6 protein-coding genes, 17 tRNA genes and 3 rRNA genes are annotated in these 14,892 nt (G+C 50.5%); 24 read left to right on the forward strand and 2 right to left on the reverse strand.

Going from position 1 to position 14,892, the window contains the following annotated elements; translation table 11 throughout:
• Positions 1–167: 167 nt before the first annotated feature.
• The 20 genes from MKY66_RS01680 to MKY66_RS01775 all read left to right on the forward strand — a co-directional run bounded on the left by MKY66_RS01680 (position 168) and on the right by MKY66_RS01775 (position 6,808).
• Positions 168–1,720 (forward strand): 16S ribosomal RNA (locus MKY66_RS01680).
• Positions 1,721–2,026: 306 nt separating this feature from the next.
• A 23S ribosomal RNA gene (locus MKY66_RS01685) occupies positions 2,027–4,952 on the forward strand.
• A gap of 81 nt (positions 4,953–5,033) precedes the next feature.
• A 5S ribosomal RNA gene (gene rrf / locus MKY66_RS01690) occupies positions 5,034–5,150 on the forward strand.
• Together the 16S, 23S and 5S rRNA genes with 17 tRNA genes alongside form the textbook arrangement of a ribosomal RNA operon.
• A 59-nt stretch (positions 5,151–5,209) precedes the next feature.
• Positions 5,210–5,283, forward strand: a tRNA-Ile gene (locus MKY66_RS01695).
• A gap of 34 nt (positions 5,284–5,317) precedes the next feature.
• Positions 5,318–5,393, forward strand: a tRNA-Ala gene (locus MKY66_RS01700).
• A 1-nt stretch (position 5,394) separates the two neighbouring features.
• Positions 5,395–5,470 (forward strand) — tRNA-Asn (locus MKY66_RS01705).
• Between the two features lie 3 nt (positions 5,471–5,473).
• Positions 5,474–5,565: transfer RNA gene (locus MKY66_RS01710), tRNA-Ser, on the forward strand.
• A 17-nt stretch (positions 5,566–5,582) separates the two neighbouring features.
• Positions 5,583–5,654: transfer RNA gene (locus tag MKY66_RS01715), tRNA-Glu, on the forward strand.
• A gap of 6 nt (positions 5,655–5,660) precedes the next feature.
• Positions 5,661–5,736, forward strand: a tRNA-Val gene (locus tag MKY66_RS01720).
• Between the two features lie 17 nt (positions 5,737–5,753).
• Positions 5,754–5,827: transfer RNA gene (locus tag MKY66_RS01725), tRNA-Met, on the forward strand.
• A 25-nt stretch (positions 5,828–5,852) separates the two neighbouring features.
• A tRNA-Asp gene (locus tag MKY66_RS01730) sits at positions 5,853–5,930 on the forward strand.
• A 22-nt stretch (positions 5,931–5,952) separates the two neighbouring features.
• A tRNA-Thr gene (locus tag MKY66_RS01735) sits at positions 5,953–6,028 on the forward strand.
• Positions 6,029–6,125: 97 nt separating this feature from the next.
• Positions 6,126–6,201: transfer RNA gene (locus MKY66_RS01740), tRNA-His, on the forward strand.
• An 11-nt stretch (positions 6,202–6,212) separates the two neighbouring features.
• Positions 6,213–6,287 (forward strand) — tRNA-Gln (locus MKY66_RS01745).
• A 9-nt stretch (positions 6,288–6,296) separates the two neighbouring features.
• A tRNA-Lys gene (locus tag MKY66_RS01750) sits at positions 6,297–6,372 on the forward strand.
• A gap of 9 nt (positions 6,373–6,381) precedes the next feature.
• A tRNA-Leu gene (locus MKY66_RS01755) sits at positions 6,382–6,469 on the forward strand.
• A gap of 8 nt (positions 6,470–6,477) precedes the next feature.
• Positions 6,478–6,552, forward strand: a tRNA-Gly gene (locus MKY66_RS01760).
• A 6-nt stretch (positions 6,553–6,558) separates the two neighbouring features.
• Positions 6,559–6,635, forward strand: a tRNA-Arg gene (locus tag MKY66_RS01765).
• Positions 6,636–6,651: 16 nt separating this feature from the next.
• Positions 6,652–6,725, forward strand: a tRNA-Pro gene (locus MKY66_RS01770).
• Between the two features lie 12 nt (positions 6,726–6,737).
• A tRNA-Gly gene (locus tag MKY66_RS01775) sits at positions 6,738–6,808 on the forward strand.
• 234 nt (positions 6,809–7,042) lie between these two features.
• Here the strand turns inward: MKY66_RS01775 and MKY66_RS01780 are convergent.
• Both MKY66_RS01780 and MKY66_RS01785 read right to left on the reverse strand, forming a co-directional pair.
• The gene (locus MKY66_RS01780; protein WP_076216602.1) at positions 7,043–7,903 is read right to left on the reverse strand and encodes a hypothetical protein; all 861 of its coding nucleotides are present in this window, start codon (positions 7,901–7,903) and stop codon (positions 7,043–7,045) included.
• A gap of 147 nt (positions 7,904–8,050) precedes the next feature.
• Positions 8,051–8,959, reverse strand: a complete 909-nt coding sequence (locus tag MKY66_RS01785) for a LysR family transcriptional regulator (RefSeq protein ID WP_076216600.1) — start codon at positions 8,957–8,959, stop codon at positions 8,051–8,053.
• 393 nt (positions 8,960–9,352) lie between these two features.
• On the opposite strand from MKY66_RS01785, the gene MKY66_RS01790 reads away from it, so the two are divergent.
• The 4 genes from MKY66_RS01790 (at position 9,353) to MKY66_RS01805 (ending at position 14,858) form a co-directional block, all read left to right on the forward strand.
• Positions 9,353–10,369 (forward strand): ABC transporter ATP-binding protein, encoded by a 1,017-nt coding sequence (locus MKY66_RS01790; RefSeq protein ID WP_076216616.1) that lies wholly within the window; start codon positions 9,353–9,355, stop codon positions 10,367–10,369.
• A gap of 70 nt (positions 10,370–10,439) precedes the next feature.
• Positions 10,440–11,513: an ABC transporter substrate-binding protein gene (locus tag MKY66_RS01795; RefSeq protein WP_076216598.1), complete on the forward strand. Its 1,074-nt coding sequence runs from the start codon at positions 10,440–10,442 to the stop codon at positions 11,511–11,513.
• A 160-nt stretch (positions 11,514–11,673) separates the two neighbouring features.
• Positions 11,674–13,272, forward strand: a complete 1,599-nt coding sequence (locus tag MKY66_RS01800) for an iron ABC transporter permease (RefSeq protein WP_256704357.1) — start codon at positions 11,674–11,676, stop codon at positions 13,270–13,272.
• Positions 13,269–14,858, forward strand: a complete 1,590-nt coding sequence (locus tag MKY66_RS01805; protein WP_256704354.1) for an MBL fold metallo-hydrolase — start codon at positions 13,269–13,271, stop codon at positions 14,856–14,858. The genes MKY66_RS01800 and MKY66_RS01805 overlap by 4 nt, the downstream gene beginning before the upstream one ends.
• Positions 14,859–14,892: the final 34 nt, after the last annotated feature.

The following is a 14,892-nucleotide window of genomic DNA, read 5'->3' on the forward strand; positions in this document are numbered from 1 at the left end:
AACGAAACAAGTTTGATCTTTGAAAACTGAACAACGAGTGAGTGAACATTCTGCTTGCAGAATGAACGCGAAAGTTGGAGACAAGCCTTGGCTTGGATCGACTGGAGCACAAATGAGATTTTTAATCTCGTCAGATTCAAAATGAGCTTATCGCTCTTTTCAATACTTTATTGGAGAGTTTGATCCTGGCTCAGGACGAACGCTGGCGGCATGCCTAATACATGCAAGTCGAGCGGAGTTGATAGGAAGCTTGCTTCCTTGATACTTAGCGGCGGACGGGTGAGTAACACGTAGGCAACCTGCCCTCAAGTTTGGGACAACTACCGGAAACGGTAGCTAATACCGAATAGTTGTTTTCTTCGCCTGAAGAAAACTGGAAAGACGGAGCAATCTGTCACTTGGGGATGGGCCTGCGGTGCATTAGCTAGTTGGTGGGGTAACGGCTCACCAAGGCGACGATGCGTAGCCGACCTGAGAGGGTGATCGGCCACACTGGGACTGAGACACGGCCCAGACTCCTACGGGAGGCAGCAGTAGGGAATCTTCCGCAATGGGCGAAAGCCTGACGGAGCAATGCCGCGTGAGTGATGAAGGTTTTCGGATCGTAAAGCTCTGTTGCCAGGGAAGAACGCTTGGGAGAGTAACTGCTCTCAAGGTGACGGTACCTGAGAAGAAAGCCCCGGCTAACTACGTGCCAGCAGCCGCGGTAATACGTAGGGGGCAAGCGTTGTCCGGAATTATTGGGCGTAAAGCGCGCGCAGGCGGTCATTTAAGTCTGGTGTTTAATCCCGGGGCTCAACCCCGGATCGCACTGGAAACTGGGTGACTTGAGTGCAGAAGAGGAGAGTGGAATTCCACGTGTAGCGGTGAAATGCGTAGATATGTGGAGGAACACCAGTGGCGAAGGCGACTCTCTGGGCTGTAACTGACGCTGAGGCGCGAAAGCGTGGGGAGCAAACAGGATTAGATACCCTGGTAGTCCACGCCGTAAACGATGAGTGCTAGGTGTTAGGGGTTTCGATACCCTTGGTGCCGAAGTTAACACATTAAGCACTCCGCCTGGGGAGTACGGTCGCAAGACTGAAACTCAAAGGAATTGACGGGGACCCGCACAAGCAGTGGAGTATGTGGTTTAATTCGAAGCAACGCGAAGAACCTTACCAGGTCTTGACATCCCTCTGACCGGTACAGAGATGTACCTTTCCTTCGGGACAGAGGAGACAGGTGGTGCATGGTTGTCGTCAGCTCGTGTCGTGAGATGTTGGGTTAAGTCCCGCAACGAGCGCAACCCTTATATTTAGTTGCCAGCACTTCGGGTGGGCACTCTAGATAGACTGCCGGTGACAAACCGGAGGAAGGTGGGGATGACGTCAAATCATCATGCCCCTTATGACCTGGGCTACACACGTACTACAATGGCCGGTACAACGGGCTGCGAAATCGCGAGATGGAGCCAATCCCAACAAAGCCGGTCTCAGTTCGGATTGCAGGCTGCAACTCGCCTGCATGAAGTCGGAATTGCTAGTAATCGCGGATCAGCATGCCGCGGTGAATACGTTCCCGGGTCTTGTACACACCGCCCGTCACACCACGAGAGTTTATAACACCCGAAGTCGGTGGGGTAACCGCAAGGAGCCAGCCGCCGAAGGTGGGATAGATGATTGGGGTGAAGTCGTAACAAGGTAGCCGTATCGGAAGGTGCGGCTGGATCACCTCCTTTCTATGGAGAATCGTTTCCTGCAACGGAAACATTCAAATATGCAGCTCAGCTGCAAAACACTCACTCGTTGCTCAGTTTTGAGAGCTCAAACTCTCAAACAGCTTGCTTTTGCATGGAGCTTGTTCTTTGAAAACTAGATATCGAAACGAAACAAACGCGAATTAGAACATTCCTTTTTAGCTGAACTTGTGTTAAACAAGTTTCAATAAAAACGGTAGATTGCACGTACGATGGTATCGAATGGGAGCGACTTTTGGCTTTGCGCAAGCAAAACAAGGGAAGCGAACAGTCGAAACCGGAGCACGAGGTTAAGCTACTAAGAGCACACGGAGGATGCCTAGGCGCTAGGAGCCGATGAAGGACGTGGCGAACAACGAAACTGCCTCGGGGAGCTGTAAGCAAGCTTTGATCCGGGGGTGTCCGAATGGGGAAACCCAGCTGGGGTAATTTCCAGTTACTCACAACTGAATACATAGGTTGTGTAGAGGCATACCAGGGGAACTGAAACATCTAAGTACCCTGAGGAAGAGAAAACAATAGTGATTCCGTCAGTAGCGGCGAGCGAACGCGGAGAAGCCCAAACCAAAGAGCTTGCTCTTTGGGGTTGTGGGACGTCTCACATGGAGTTACAAAGGAACCGGTTAAGCGAAGAGGTCTGGAAAGGCCCGCCAAAGAAGGTAAAAGCCCTGTAGTTGAAAGTCTGTTCCCTCCGAGACGGATCCCGAGTAGTGCGGGGCACGTGAAACCCCGTATGAATCCGGCAGGACCATCTGCCAAGGCTAAATACTTCCTAGCGACCGATAGTGAAGCAGTACCGTGAGGGAAAGGTGAAAAGCACCCCGGAAGGGGAGTGAAATAGAACCTGAAACCGTGTGCTTACAAAAAGTCAGAGCCCGTTTTAGGGGTGATGGCGTGCCTTTTGTAGAATGAACCGGCGAGTTACGTTCCCGTGCAAGGTTAAGGTGAAGAGCCGGAGCCGCAGCGAAAGCGAGTCTGAATAGGGCGACATAGTACGTGGACGTAGACCCGAAACCGGGTGATCTACCCCTGTCCAGGGTGAAGGTGCGGTAACACGCACTGGAGGCCCGAACCCACGCATGTTGAAAAATGCGGGGATGAGGTGGGGGTAGCGGAGAAATTCCAATCGAACTCGGAGATAGCTGGTTCTCCCCGAAATAGCTTTAGGGCTAGCCTCGGAAAACAGAGTCGTGGAGGTAGAGCACTGATTGGGTGCGGGGCCCGCAAGGGTTACCAAGCTCAGTCAAACTCCGAATGCCATAGACTTACTTCCGGGAGTCAGACAGTGAGTGCTAAGATCCATTGTCAAAAGGGAAACAGCCCAGACCATCAGCTAAGGTCCCCAAGTGTGTGTTAAGTGGGAAAGGATGTGGAGTTGCACAGACAACCAGGATGTTGGCTTAGAAGCAGCCATCATTTAAAGAGTGCGTAATAGCTCACTGGTCGAGTGACTCTGCGCCGAAAATGTAACGGGGCTAAACACACCACCGAAGCTATGGCTTGATGCTTTGCATCAGGGGTAGGGGAGCGTTGTATAAGGGTTGAAGGTGTACCGTAAGGAGCGCTGGACATTATACAAGTGAGAATGCCGGTATGAGTAACGAAAAGATCAGTGAGAATCTGATCCGCCGAAAGCCTAAGGGTTCCTGAGGAAGGCTCGTCCGCTCAGGGTAAGTCGGGACCTAAGGCGAGGCCGAAAGGCGTAGTCGAAGGACAACAGGTCGAAATTCCTGTACCACCGTAAGCCGTTATGAGCAATGGGGGGACGCAGTAGGGTAGTGACGCGGACTGATGGATGTCCGTCTAAGCAGTAAGGCTGATGTGTAGGCAAATCCGCACATTGTAAGGCTGAGCTGTGATGGGGAGCGAAAATTATAGTAGCGAAGGTCATGATCTCACACTGCCAAGAAAAGCCTCTAGCCAGGTGATGGTGCCCGTACCGCAAACCGACACAGGTAGGCGAGAAGAGTATTCTAAGGCGCGCGGAAGAACTCTCGTTAAGGAACTCGGCAAAATGACCCCGTAACTTCGGGAGAAGGGGTGCCCCGGTAGTGTGAATAGCACGAGGGGGCCGCAGTGAAAAGGCCCAAGCGACTGTTTAGCAAAAACACAGGTCTGTGCGAAGCCGTAAGGCGAAGTATACGGGCTGACGCCTGCCCGGTGCTGGAAGGTTAAGGGGAGTGGTTAGGAGCAATCCGAAGCTGTGAACCGAAGCCCCAGTAAACGGCGGCCGTAACTATAACGGTCCTAAGGTAGCGAAATTCCTTGTCAGGTAAATTCTGACCCGCACGAATGGCGTAACGACTTGGGCGCTGTCTCAACGAGAGATCCGGTGAAATTTTAATACCTGTGAAGATGCAGGTTACCCGCGACAAGACGGAAAGACCCCATGGAGCTTTACTGCAGCTTGATATTGAATTTGGGTACGATCTGTACAGGATAGGTGGGAGCCTTTGAAGTGTGAGCGCCAGCTTGCATGGAGGCAACGTTGGGATACCACCCTGATCGTATCTAGGTTCTAACCTGGTACCGTAATCCGGTGCGGGGACAGTGTCAGGTGGGCAGTTTGACTGGGGCGGTCGCCTCCTAAAGAGTAACGGAGGCGCCCAAAGGTTCCCTCAGAATGGTTGGAAATCATTCGAAGAGTGCAAAGGCATAAGGGAGCTTGACTGCGAGACCTACAAGTCGAGCAGGGACGAAAGTCGGGCTTAGTGATCCGGTGGTACCGCATGGAAGGGCCATCGCTCAACGGATAAAAGCTACCCTGGGGATAACAGGCTTATCTCCCCCAAGAGTCCACATCGACGGGGAGGTTTGGCACCTCGATGTCGGCTCATCGCATCCTGGGGCTGAAGTAGGTCCCAAGGGTTGGGCTGTTCGCCCATTAAAGCGGTACGCGAGCTGGGTTCAGAACGTCGTGAGACAGTTCGGTCCCTATCTGTCGTGGGCGTAGGAAATTTGAGAGGAGCTGTCCTTAGTACGAGAGGACCGGGATGGACGTACCGCTGGTGTACCAGTTGTTCCGCCAGGAGCACCGCTGGGTAGCTATGTACGGACGGGATAAACGCTGAAAGCATCTAAGCGTGAAGCCCCCCTCAAGATGAGATTTCCCAGTATGTAAGACCCCTTGAAGACGACGAGGTAGATAGGCTGGGGGTGGAAGTGCAGCAATGCATGGAGCTGACCAGTACTAATCGGTCGAGGGCTTATCCAATAGCAAGTGATAAATCGCATGTTTCGTTTCGAATCTAGTTTTCAGAGAACAACCACTCTGAAATGTAAGCTAAGCTATGCGTTTGGTGGCGATGGCGGAGGGGTTCCACACGTACCCATCCCGAACACGACCGTTAAGCCCTCTAGCGCCGATGGTACTTGGACCGCAGGGTCCTGGGAGAGTAGGACGCCGCCAAGCGATTTCCCTTTGGGGTATTTTTTTTGCCCCCCTTGCAAAGGAATAAGGGATATATATTAGGGCCCTTAGCTCAGTTGGTTAGAGCGCACCTCTGATAAGGGTGAGGCCGGTGGTTCGAGTCCACCAGGGCCCATAGCAAGACCACAACAAAGAAATACACAGTGTATGGGGCCATAGCTCAGCTGGGAGAGCGCCTGCCTTGCAAGCAGGAGGTCAGCGGTTCGATCCCGCTTGGCTCCACCATTCCCTGATAGCTCAGTTGGTAGAGCACTCGACTGTTAATCGAGTTGTCACAGGTTCGAGCCCTGTTCGGGGAGCCATATGGAGAGGTGTCCGAGCTGGCCGAAGGAGCACGATTGGAAATCGTGTAGGCGTCACAAGCGTCTCGAGGGTTCGAATCCCTCTCTCTCCGCCAGATAATTTTTTTAGCACGGCCCGTTGGTCAAGGGGTTAAGACACCTCCCTTTCACGGAGGTAACAGGGGTTCGAATCCCCTACGGGTCATATTATGGAGGCTTAGCTCAGCTGGGAGAGCATCTGCCTTACAAGCAGAGGGTCGGGGGTTCGATCCCCTCAGCCTCCACCATAATACTTTTATAACGACGCGGGGTGGAGCAGCCCGGTAGCTCGTCGGGCTCATAACCCGAAGGCCGCAGGTTCAAATCCTGCCCCCGCAATTAACTTTCCTTGAGAAAGTACTATGGAACCGTGGTGTAGTTGGCCTAACATGCCTGCCTGTCACGCAGGAGATCGCGGGTTCGAATCCCGTCGGTTCCGCCATTTTTAATTAAATATACACCGTGCCGGTGTAGCTCAACTGGTAGAGCAACTGACTTGTAATCAGTAGGTTGGGGGTTCAAGTCCTCTCGCCGGCACCAATTTTAGTATTTACATCTGAATTTGTGATAGAATGTATATTATAGATGCAGTTGCTAATACTAAGATACTCTTAGTGGATGAATGGCTTACTCTATGGCGATCGTGGCGAAGTGGTTAACGCACCGGTTTGTGGATCCGGCATTCGGGGGTTCAATTCCCCTCGATCGCCCCATGATTTTTTAATGGGGATTAGCCAAGCGGTAAGGCAACGGACTTTGACTCCGTCATGCATAGGTTCAAATCCTATATCCCCAGCCATTTCATTACGAGTCATTAGCTCAGTTGGTAGAGCACCTGACTTTTAATCAGGGTGTCGAAGGTTCGAGCCCTTCATGACTCACCATTATATTTTGCGGTCGTGGCGGAATTGGCAGACGCGCACGGTTCAGGTCCGTGTGGGCTAACCCCCCGTGGAGGTTCGAGTCCTCTCGACCGCACCATATGTTTTGCGGAAGTGGCTCAGCGGTAGAGCATCGCCTTGCCAAGGCGAGGGTCGCGGGTTCGATTCCCGTCTTCCGCTCCAATATTTGCGCCCTTAGCTCAGCTGGATAGAGCGTTTGACTACGAATCAAAAGGCCGGGAGTTCGAATCTCTCAGGGCGCGCCATTATTCTCATAAGTATCGGGATGTAGCTCAGCTTGGTAGAGCACCTGGTTTGGGACCAGGGGGTCGCATGTTCAAATCGTGTCATCCCGATTTTTTTTATTTGCGGGTGTAGTTCAATGGTAGAACTTTAGCCTTCCAAGCTAATAGCGTGGGTTCGATTCCCATCACCCGCTTCCGAGTAACATACAGAAAAGCCTTTGCTTATAGCAAGGGCTTTTTTTGTGTTAAAAAGAATAAGTGTATTCTATTTAAAGTAGGGTCGCGAATAATCAGTAGAAATCTCAACTGATGATAAACGTAGAATTACTTAAATAACGGAATCCATTTCGTTCACTACGCAAAAAAGACAAGCTCCTCTCCTGCAATGTACGTAGGAAGAGGAGCTTGTTTTTAGCAAGAGCTCGTGATTAGTATCTTTCCAGAATGGTTTGTGTTTTCAAGCCATCGGCAGGAATTAGCCAGTTGTTGTTCTCCAGCAATTGCAGCAGTTGGGTACGCAGTCCGGATACGGCTACAGCATCATCGGTTTTGAAAGAAACCTCTACGATATTCTCAATACCTGTACCTGCTGCATCACGAATTGGCCATACTTCGAGCGTAAGCTCTTGACCATTCCATGTACCTTCATAACGTTGGAATGTGATTGGACCATATGCACGGGATTGAGTCAATTGCTGCTTGCCCCAGTTGGAGGAACTCCAGTTTTTCAATTTGCCTGGAAGCTTGTCCAGTAACATGTTCAAGGCTTCTTGCTCAGAAGGAAGTTGGACTCCTGTTGCTTTGGTATCGACTTTTTTGGTGTTGGAGAAGCTTAAGGTTTGTTTGCCATATCCCCAATCAATCTCAGCCTCGTAATTATCATCTGATTTATCAAATCCCTCTTGATTAGCAAGAGTCAGTGCTGCATTAATGTCGCCATTGATCACAGGGTAGCGTTTTTTATAAGTCAATTCGTAGTTATTCTTGTCATCCTTTTTGCGAAAACGAACGTTCCATCCTTGTTGATCCAATCCGAGAGCATTGGTGTCAAAGTACTCTACGTTAATGTTTTTTGGCGTGGAACTCAGGCCGAGTGTCTGAATCACTTCACTGCGTGGTGTCCCATCTGTATTCAATACAAGTTCCGGCTTGGCCAGAAACTTTACTTCATAAGCAGGAACGGCATTGGCAGCAGCTGAAGCCTGGGGTGCTCCCAGAAATGTCATTCCACTTCCCAATGTTACGATGCTCAGCATCAATGAGGCGGTTACCTTTTTCCACTTTTTCAAAACCAATCACTCTCCTAATCTGGATTAACGTACAGATCTCACTTTATCGCCTGAATATATGAAAGCGATTAAAGGGAAGTGCACATTGCGTTAACCCTGCATAGATTTGATGAATGGCAAACGATAGTTTATAGCGGATCAGGGCAATCAGCCATGGAAAATGGGGAAGCCGTGACTCACCTCTCGTAGCACTTCTTTGAAGCGGTTTACCTGAACTGAAGGGTGGCGGTCCTTGTTATGTACCGTATAGATATGGCGCGGTGCCTGCTCTCCCGGAATGGGAAGAACTTGAATGAGCCCGTGCTGTTCCTCCCACTGTACCGCCATCCGAGACATGAATGAGACATGCCCCCCGATTAACACGAGCTGTTTGATCGCTTCCAGGGAATCCATCTCAACGGTGCTCCGCAAACGAATGTCATGTTGTGTGAGCCATTGGTTGGTTAACCGTCTAGTACTGGATTCATCACCATGTAGGGCAAAGGGAATCTGCGCGATATGATCAGGTGTTAATGCATCCTTCTGGGCCAACCCATGTTGTGGAGAACAGATCAATACTAAGTCGTCTTCACACAGCGTCTCTGCTTGCAGGGCAGGGCCAACAAATGGCTCGGAAGAGATCACCCCCAGATCAATCTGATGCCGAATCAACATCTCGCGAATAACAGGTGATGGTTTGACGGATAAGACAATACGAATGCCCGGGAATTCCTGAGAAAAGGTGTTGAGTATGGTAGGCAGCAAATATGTAGCCGGTACATAGCTTGCTCCAATGTGCAGGGTGCCCCGATAGAGACTGTCATATTCCTTCACAACCCGCCGTGCCTCTTGGGTAAGAGCATTGATTTTGACGGAATAGTGGAGCAGAGCTTGTCCGGCCTCGGTTAAAAAAGTCTTCCCGCTGCGCGATTCGAACAATCGCACACCCATCTCTTCCTCCAATGACTTCATATGAAATGTAACGGTAGGTTGTTTGATCCCCAGTAACTCGGCCACGCTTGTCATGTGATGATGCTTGTCGATCAGCTCAACAATTTGCAATTTGATCAGATTCAATGTTCCAACACTCCTCTCACTTCTACTATATAAATTGAACTAAAGATTATTTACACAGACACTACGATGACAGAACAACCTTCCAATCGCTGTTATCCCCAGATTTTTTGATTCCCTTTCTCAAGGGAAAATCCGGAGATAGCGTATGCTTCCGATGTAGCTTTCTTTCAGAAAGCTTTTAGGCGAACGCTCCGCTTTTTCAGGTTTTTTCTGTCCTCTCCGTTATCGTGCAAATGATTAGTTCACCTACTATAGATTTAATCTATGAACATCAACAGAATTCATCTAAAAAGTTAATTCCAATTTTACATACAAGACATACAACTCGCGAAAGCGGACGTTAGACTGAGAACAGTGCAAGAGACAAGTAACAGAAGACAGGCAGGGATGCTTATGAAATTAGAGATAACTGGAATTCAAAAATCATTTAATCAAACACCCGCACTGCTGCCAACAGATCTAACGCTTGAACATGGAAAGTTCACGACCCTACTCGGCCCATCGGGCTGTGGCAAAACAACACTGCTGCGCATGTTGGCCGGGCTGGAACAGCCTGACGCGGGGGAGATTCGTGCAGATGGTCAGTGTATCTACTCTTCGGCGAAGCGGATTGATATACCAACACACAAGCGTAATCTGGGCATGGTGTTTCAAGATTTTGCATTATGGCCGCATATGACCGTATACGAAAATGTAGCGTTTGGCCTGAAGGCCGGAAAACAGAAATCTGATCTGCGGCAAAAGGTGAACGAAGCGCTTGGCATGGTTCGCCTGCAAGGCATGGAAGACCGATATCCTCATCAGCTGTCTGGTGGACAGCAGCAACGGGTTGCTTTTGCCAGAGCCGTAGCGGTTAGACCTGGTGTGATCCTGTTCGATGAGCCACTGAGTGCACTGGATGCTGTACTCCGGGAAGAGATGCGGATTGAGATGATGTCACTGGTTCGGGACATGGGATTGACTGCGCTGTACGTCACACATGATCAGATCGAAGCGATGTCGATGTCGGATGAGATTGTGGTGATGCAGAAGGGGCGGATATTGCAAAAAGGAAGCCCGGAAACGATTTACTCGGCGCCAAGTAATCCGTATGTCGCTTCGTTTATCGGAAAGTCCAACTGGCTCACGCCTAATCAATCGATGGTGCGTCCAGAGCATGTCACCTGGAACAAAACAGGCCATGACGATCTGTGTTATCCGGGGACGGTACTTAGTGTCAGCTATGTAGGTGAGCGTTATGAAGTACGAGTGCAGATGGAAGGGCTGGGCGTATGGACAGCCTATATGAACCAAAGAGTGCGCGTAGGGGAGCGGGTGCAGCTCTATGTAACCCCTGAGCGGATATGTCGAATGGACGGTTATGACCACCCGAGTATGAAGCAGAACGAAGCGATCGCAGTGGCATATTAAATTGTTGAACGAGCACGCAGTTGGAAGCAGAAGTACACATTTTATAAGAAACCAGGGGAGATGGACGAATATGTTGGGTATGAAAACACGGAAAAAGAGCGCAATGCTGTTATTAACAGCGGTAATGAGTATCAGTTTGTTCGGATGTAGCACAGGGAACTCAACTACAGGTAACGCGGCACAACCTGCAGGTGAAGGAAACACAGCAGCGGCGGCGGAAACAACGAAACCGGCTGGCGGCAAGTTGGTATTGTACAGTGCTGGCCCACAGAAGCTGGCGGATAATATCGTGAGCGGATTTACAGACAAAACAGGGATCGAAGTTGAGATGTTCCAGGGAACAACAGGCAAAATTCTGGCTCGTATGGAAGCAGAGAAATCCAATCCGGTTGCAGACGTTGTGATCCTGGCCTCTTTACCTTCTGCACAGGCTCTGAAAGCCGATGGACTGACTATGCCTTACCCGGACGCAGCCAATGCAGACAAGCTGAACAAGGATTGGTCGGATGCAGAGGGCAACTATTTCAGTAGCAGTGCTTCCGCACTGGGTATTGTGTATAACACCAAACTGGTATCTACACCACCAACAAGTTGGGCAGAGCTTGCTACGCCTGCATGGAAAGATGCAGTAAACATTCCCGACCCTACATTATCAGGTTCAGCACTCGACTTCATCACAGGGTACCTGAGTGCGAATGGTGAAAAAGGATGGAATCTGCTGAGTGCCTATAAAGCCAATGGTGTAGCGATGGCAGGCGCCAATCAGGAAGCATTGGATCCGGTCATTACGGGTGCTAAAAGCATCGTAGCGGCAGGTGTGGACTACATGGCGTATTCCTCCAAGGCAAAAGGCGAACCACTGGATATCGTATATCCTGAGGAAGGCACGGTAATCAGCCCAAGACCGGCAGCGATTCTGAAATCCAGCCCAAATGTAGAGAATGCCAAAGCGTTCATTGACTACTTGTTGTCCGATGAAGCACAGAAGCTCGTTGCAGATGCCTATTTGATCCCAGGCCGCGAAGACATTGAAGCGACTAACCGTGCCAATGTGAAGGATATTCCACAGCTTAAAGTGGATTGGAACTGGATGAGCGAACATGGCGAAGAGACAGCAGCGCGTTTTTCAGAGACTTTTAAGTAAGAAGAACAAGTATAGAGACAATTAGGCAAAAGGAATACCTGCTGTCTGTGGAAAGTCATGTGAGGTGAACGTAGTGAAACCTGTTGTAATAGACAACAACCGAATTTTTCGGAGAGTGGGCGTGATTCTGGCCCTCTTTCTGCTGACCATAAGTATTGGCATGCCGCTCTTGCTGATCTTCTGGCAAAGTGTGTATCCGGACGGGCAGTGGGATTGGATGGCTCCGATTCGCACGATTACAGGTCATCATCTATCAGGTGTATTGCTGAACTCCGTCTGGCTTGGTATCTGCGTTGTAGCGGTAACCACGCTGCTGGCGCTACCGCTGGCCTGGATGATGGCGAAGACCCGAATGGGCGAGCATCGCTGGGTGGATGTGATCCTGATGATTCCGTTCATGACCCCGCCGTATATCGGCTCGATGGGCTGGATTCTGTTTATGCAAAAAGGGGGATACCTTCAGCAATGGGTGCCATCATCTGCGGGCTGGAGTGAGCTGTTCTTCAGCTTCTGGGGCATGGTGCTCATTATGAGCTTGCACCTGTTCCCATTCCTGTATCTGCTGCTTCGGGATGCATTGATCCGAATCGGTGGCAATCTGGAAGAAGCGGGAGCTGTGCACGGTGCACGTGCGGGGTATCGTTTCAGACGTATTATTTTACCCCTGTTGTTGTCGTCTTACGGCATGGGAATCATGCTGGTCTTTGTCAAAACGATTGCGGAATTCGGAACACCGGCAACCTTCGGGCGCAAGATTGGCTATTATGTCATGACCTCCGAAATTCATAAGTACATCTCCAGTTGGCCGATTGACTTCGGCAAGGCGACTTCGCTGGCATCGGTGCTGTTGTCCGTCTGTCTGGTGATGTGGTACATGCAGTCTGCCATGAGCCGGAAGTTCACGTATCGTCTGGTGGGTGGCAAAGGGCAACGTTCGAAGCGATATTCTCTTCGTGGCGGAGCAGGATGGTTGTGCGGGGTGTATCTTGCAATCCTGTTGATCCTGTCGATAGGTATCCCGTATTTCTCCATCATCGCCGCTTCGACCATGAAGTTACGGGGATCGGGAATTGCTTTTGATAATCTGACTTTGGATCATTACAAAGAGCTGTTATCTTGGGGATCGGTGAGTATGAAGGCCATCGGGAACAGTCTGGGATTATCCCTCGCGGCTTCAACGGTCGCTGTTATTATCGGTACGGGGTTTGCACTGGCGATCGGCCGATCATCTTCATTCATGCAGCGTGTGATTGACTTGTTCAGTCTATTGCCTAATACGGTGCCGGGTATCGTGATGGTCGTGGGTCTGATTCTGTTCTGGAACTCACCCTGGATGCCAGTCACGTTGTATAACACCTACGGCATGGTTGTGCTCACGTACGTTGTGCTCTTCTTGCCTTACACCGTGCAGTATGTAAAATCGAGCTTTACCCAGATTGACGGAACGTTGTTCCAGGCTGGGCAAGTATTTGGCGGGAAGCCGCTGTATATTCTGCGGCGAATCCTGATCCCGCTGATCCTGCCCGGCATGCTGGCGGGTTGGATGATGACCTTTACGATTGCTACCCGGGAGCTGGTAGGTTCGTTATTGATTCTTCCGCCGTCGATGCAGACGTCGGCTACGTATATTTTTGCCCAGTTTGAACAAGGTCAGGTATCACTGGGAATGGCGATGGCCGTGGTGACTGTAGGTATGACGGTGCTGATGCTGCTTGGAATCGAACTGCTGAATTCAAAGAGAAAGTGGAATGCATCATGATCAAACTGAACATATGGGGCGGTGCAGGGGAACATGGACGTTCCGCCTATCTCCTGAGTGGGAGCAATGTTCGTCTTTTGCTGGATTGCGGTGTGAAAAAAGAAGGTACGGGCGAGTATCCGCTGATTGAACCGGAGATTGTCCCGCAACTGGACGCAGTCCTGTTGTCCCACGCCCATGAGGATCATTCGGTCGCCATCCCTTTGCTGTATAAGATGGGCTACCAGGGTGAAGTGTGGACGACGAGAGAGACGAGGGCGCAGCTGCGTACATATTTTGCCAACTGGCGAAGGTTTGCAGAACGTGTCGGAGAGAAACTCCCTTACGATGAAGCAGATGAGCAAGCTATTCGTTATCGGTATCTGGAAGATGAGGTTGTATCCCAAAACTGGTTCGAACCCATTCCCGAAGTAAAAGTGATGTGGGGCCGGAGTGGACATCTGGCTGGATCCGTGTGGTTTGGGCTTGAAGTGGAAGCTAAGCGGATTTTCTATTCCGGGGACTACACGTCCGAGTCGATGCTTTTACAGGAGGATTGTCCAGCGGAGGCGTTCTGGCAGAAAAGCATGCTTCGTGAGAATCCTGTGTCCGATGCTCCGAGCAGCGAGCGGTGGGGTACGGAGCAACTAATCGTTATAAACAGTGGGCAAAAGGCTGGAGAATTCATAACGTCACAAGATCAGACATCTGTTGCATCAGAAGCGTCGTCAAGAACACTTGTATCCATGGAGATACCCATGAAGCAGGGGAATTTCACATCCAACGTAGCAGCTGGAGCAGTCAGAGCAGGCAGAGCAAACGTAGCAGACGCTGCGCCAATATCTTCCGTCGGGCTGGTAGATCTGGCGATCATTGATGCGGCCTACGGTACGGACCAAGATGCACAGGCTGACAAACTGGAACAGCTTGAACGAGCCATTCGCCAGACGATTGCTCAAGGTGGAAAGGTGCTCTTACCTATGCCTGTCGTAGGGCGTGGACAGGAGATCATACTGTGGGCACAGCAACAATTCCCGGCTATCCCAATCGTAGTGGAACAAGGGCTGGTGGAAGGGATGAAGCAGCTTATGCATGTTCCGTATTGGTTGAGGGAGAAGGGAGAGCATGTCATTGGAAGTTCGTTGAAAGACAAAATTGATGGCTTTCTGACCGGACGAGGATGGGAGCTGCCTACAACCACCCAAGAGCGGGAACAACTGTTGGAACATCATGCTGCTTCGCTATGGTTTATTCCGGACGGTATGATGCAGTCCTCGCTTGCCCGTTGGTACTATAGTCAATTATCGGACAAGGAGGAGAATCTGATTCTGCTCACCGGGCATGTTGCTCATGGTACATTTGCTGATAAGCTGCTACGGGTTCCTGACAAGTATGGAGCATGTGAGGTGCGGAAAATACGTTATAAAGTTCATCAGGGCTGGAAGGATGTTGAACGGATGCTGCATCAGGTTCCAGCAAGGCATACGGTTCTTGTGCATGCTGGCCGGGCAGAGACGGACCGATTAAGAGAAGGTTTGCTCAGAAATAGCCCGTCACCGGGAACAGTTATACATTCACTGTCTGCTGGTGACGAGCTATATGTGTGAATTGTGCATGAATCGAATTGATGCGTCAGATTGG

Source organism: Paenibacillus sp. FSL R5-0766 (assembly GCF_037971845.1).
GTDB lineage: Bacteria > Bacillota > Bacilli > Paenibacillales > Paenibacillaceae > Paenibacillus.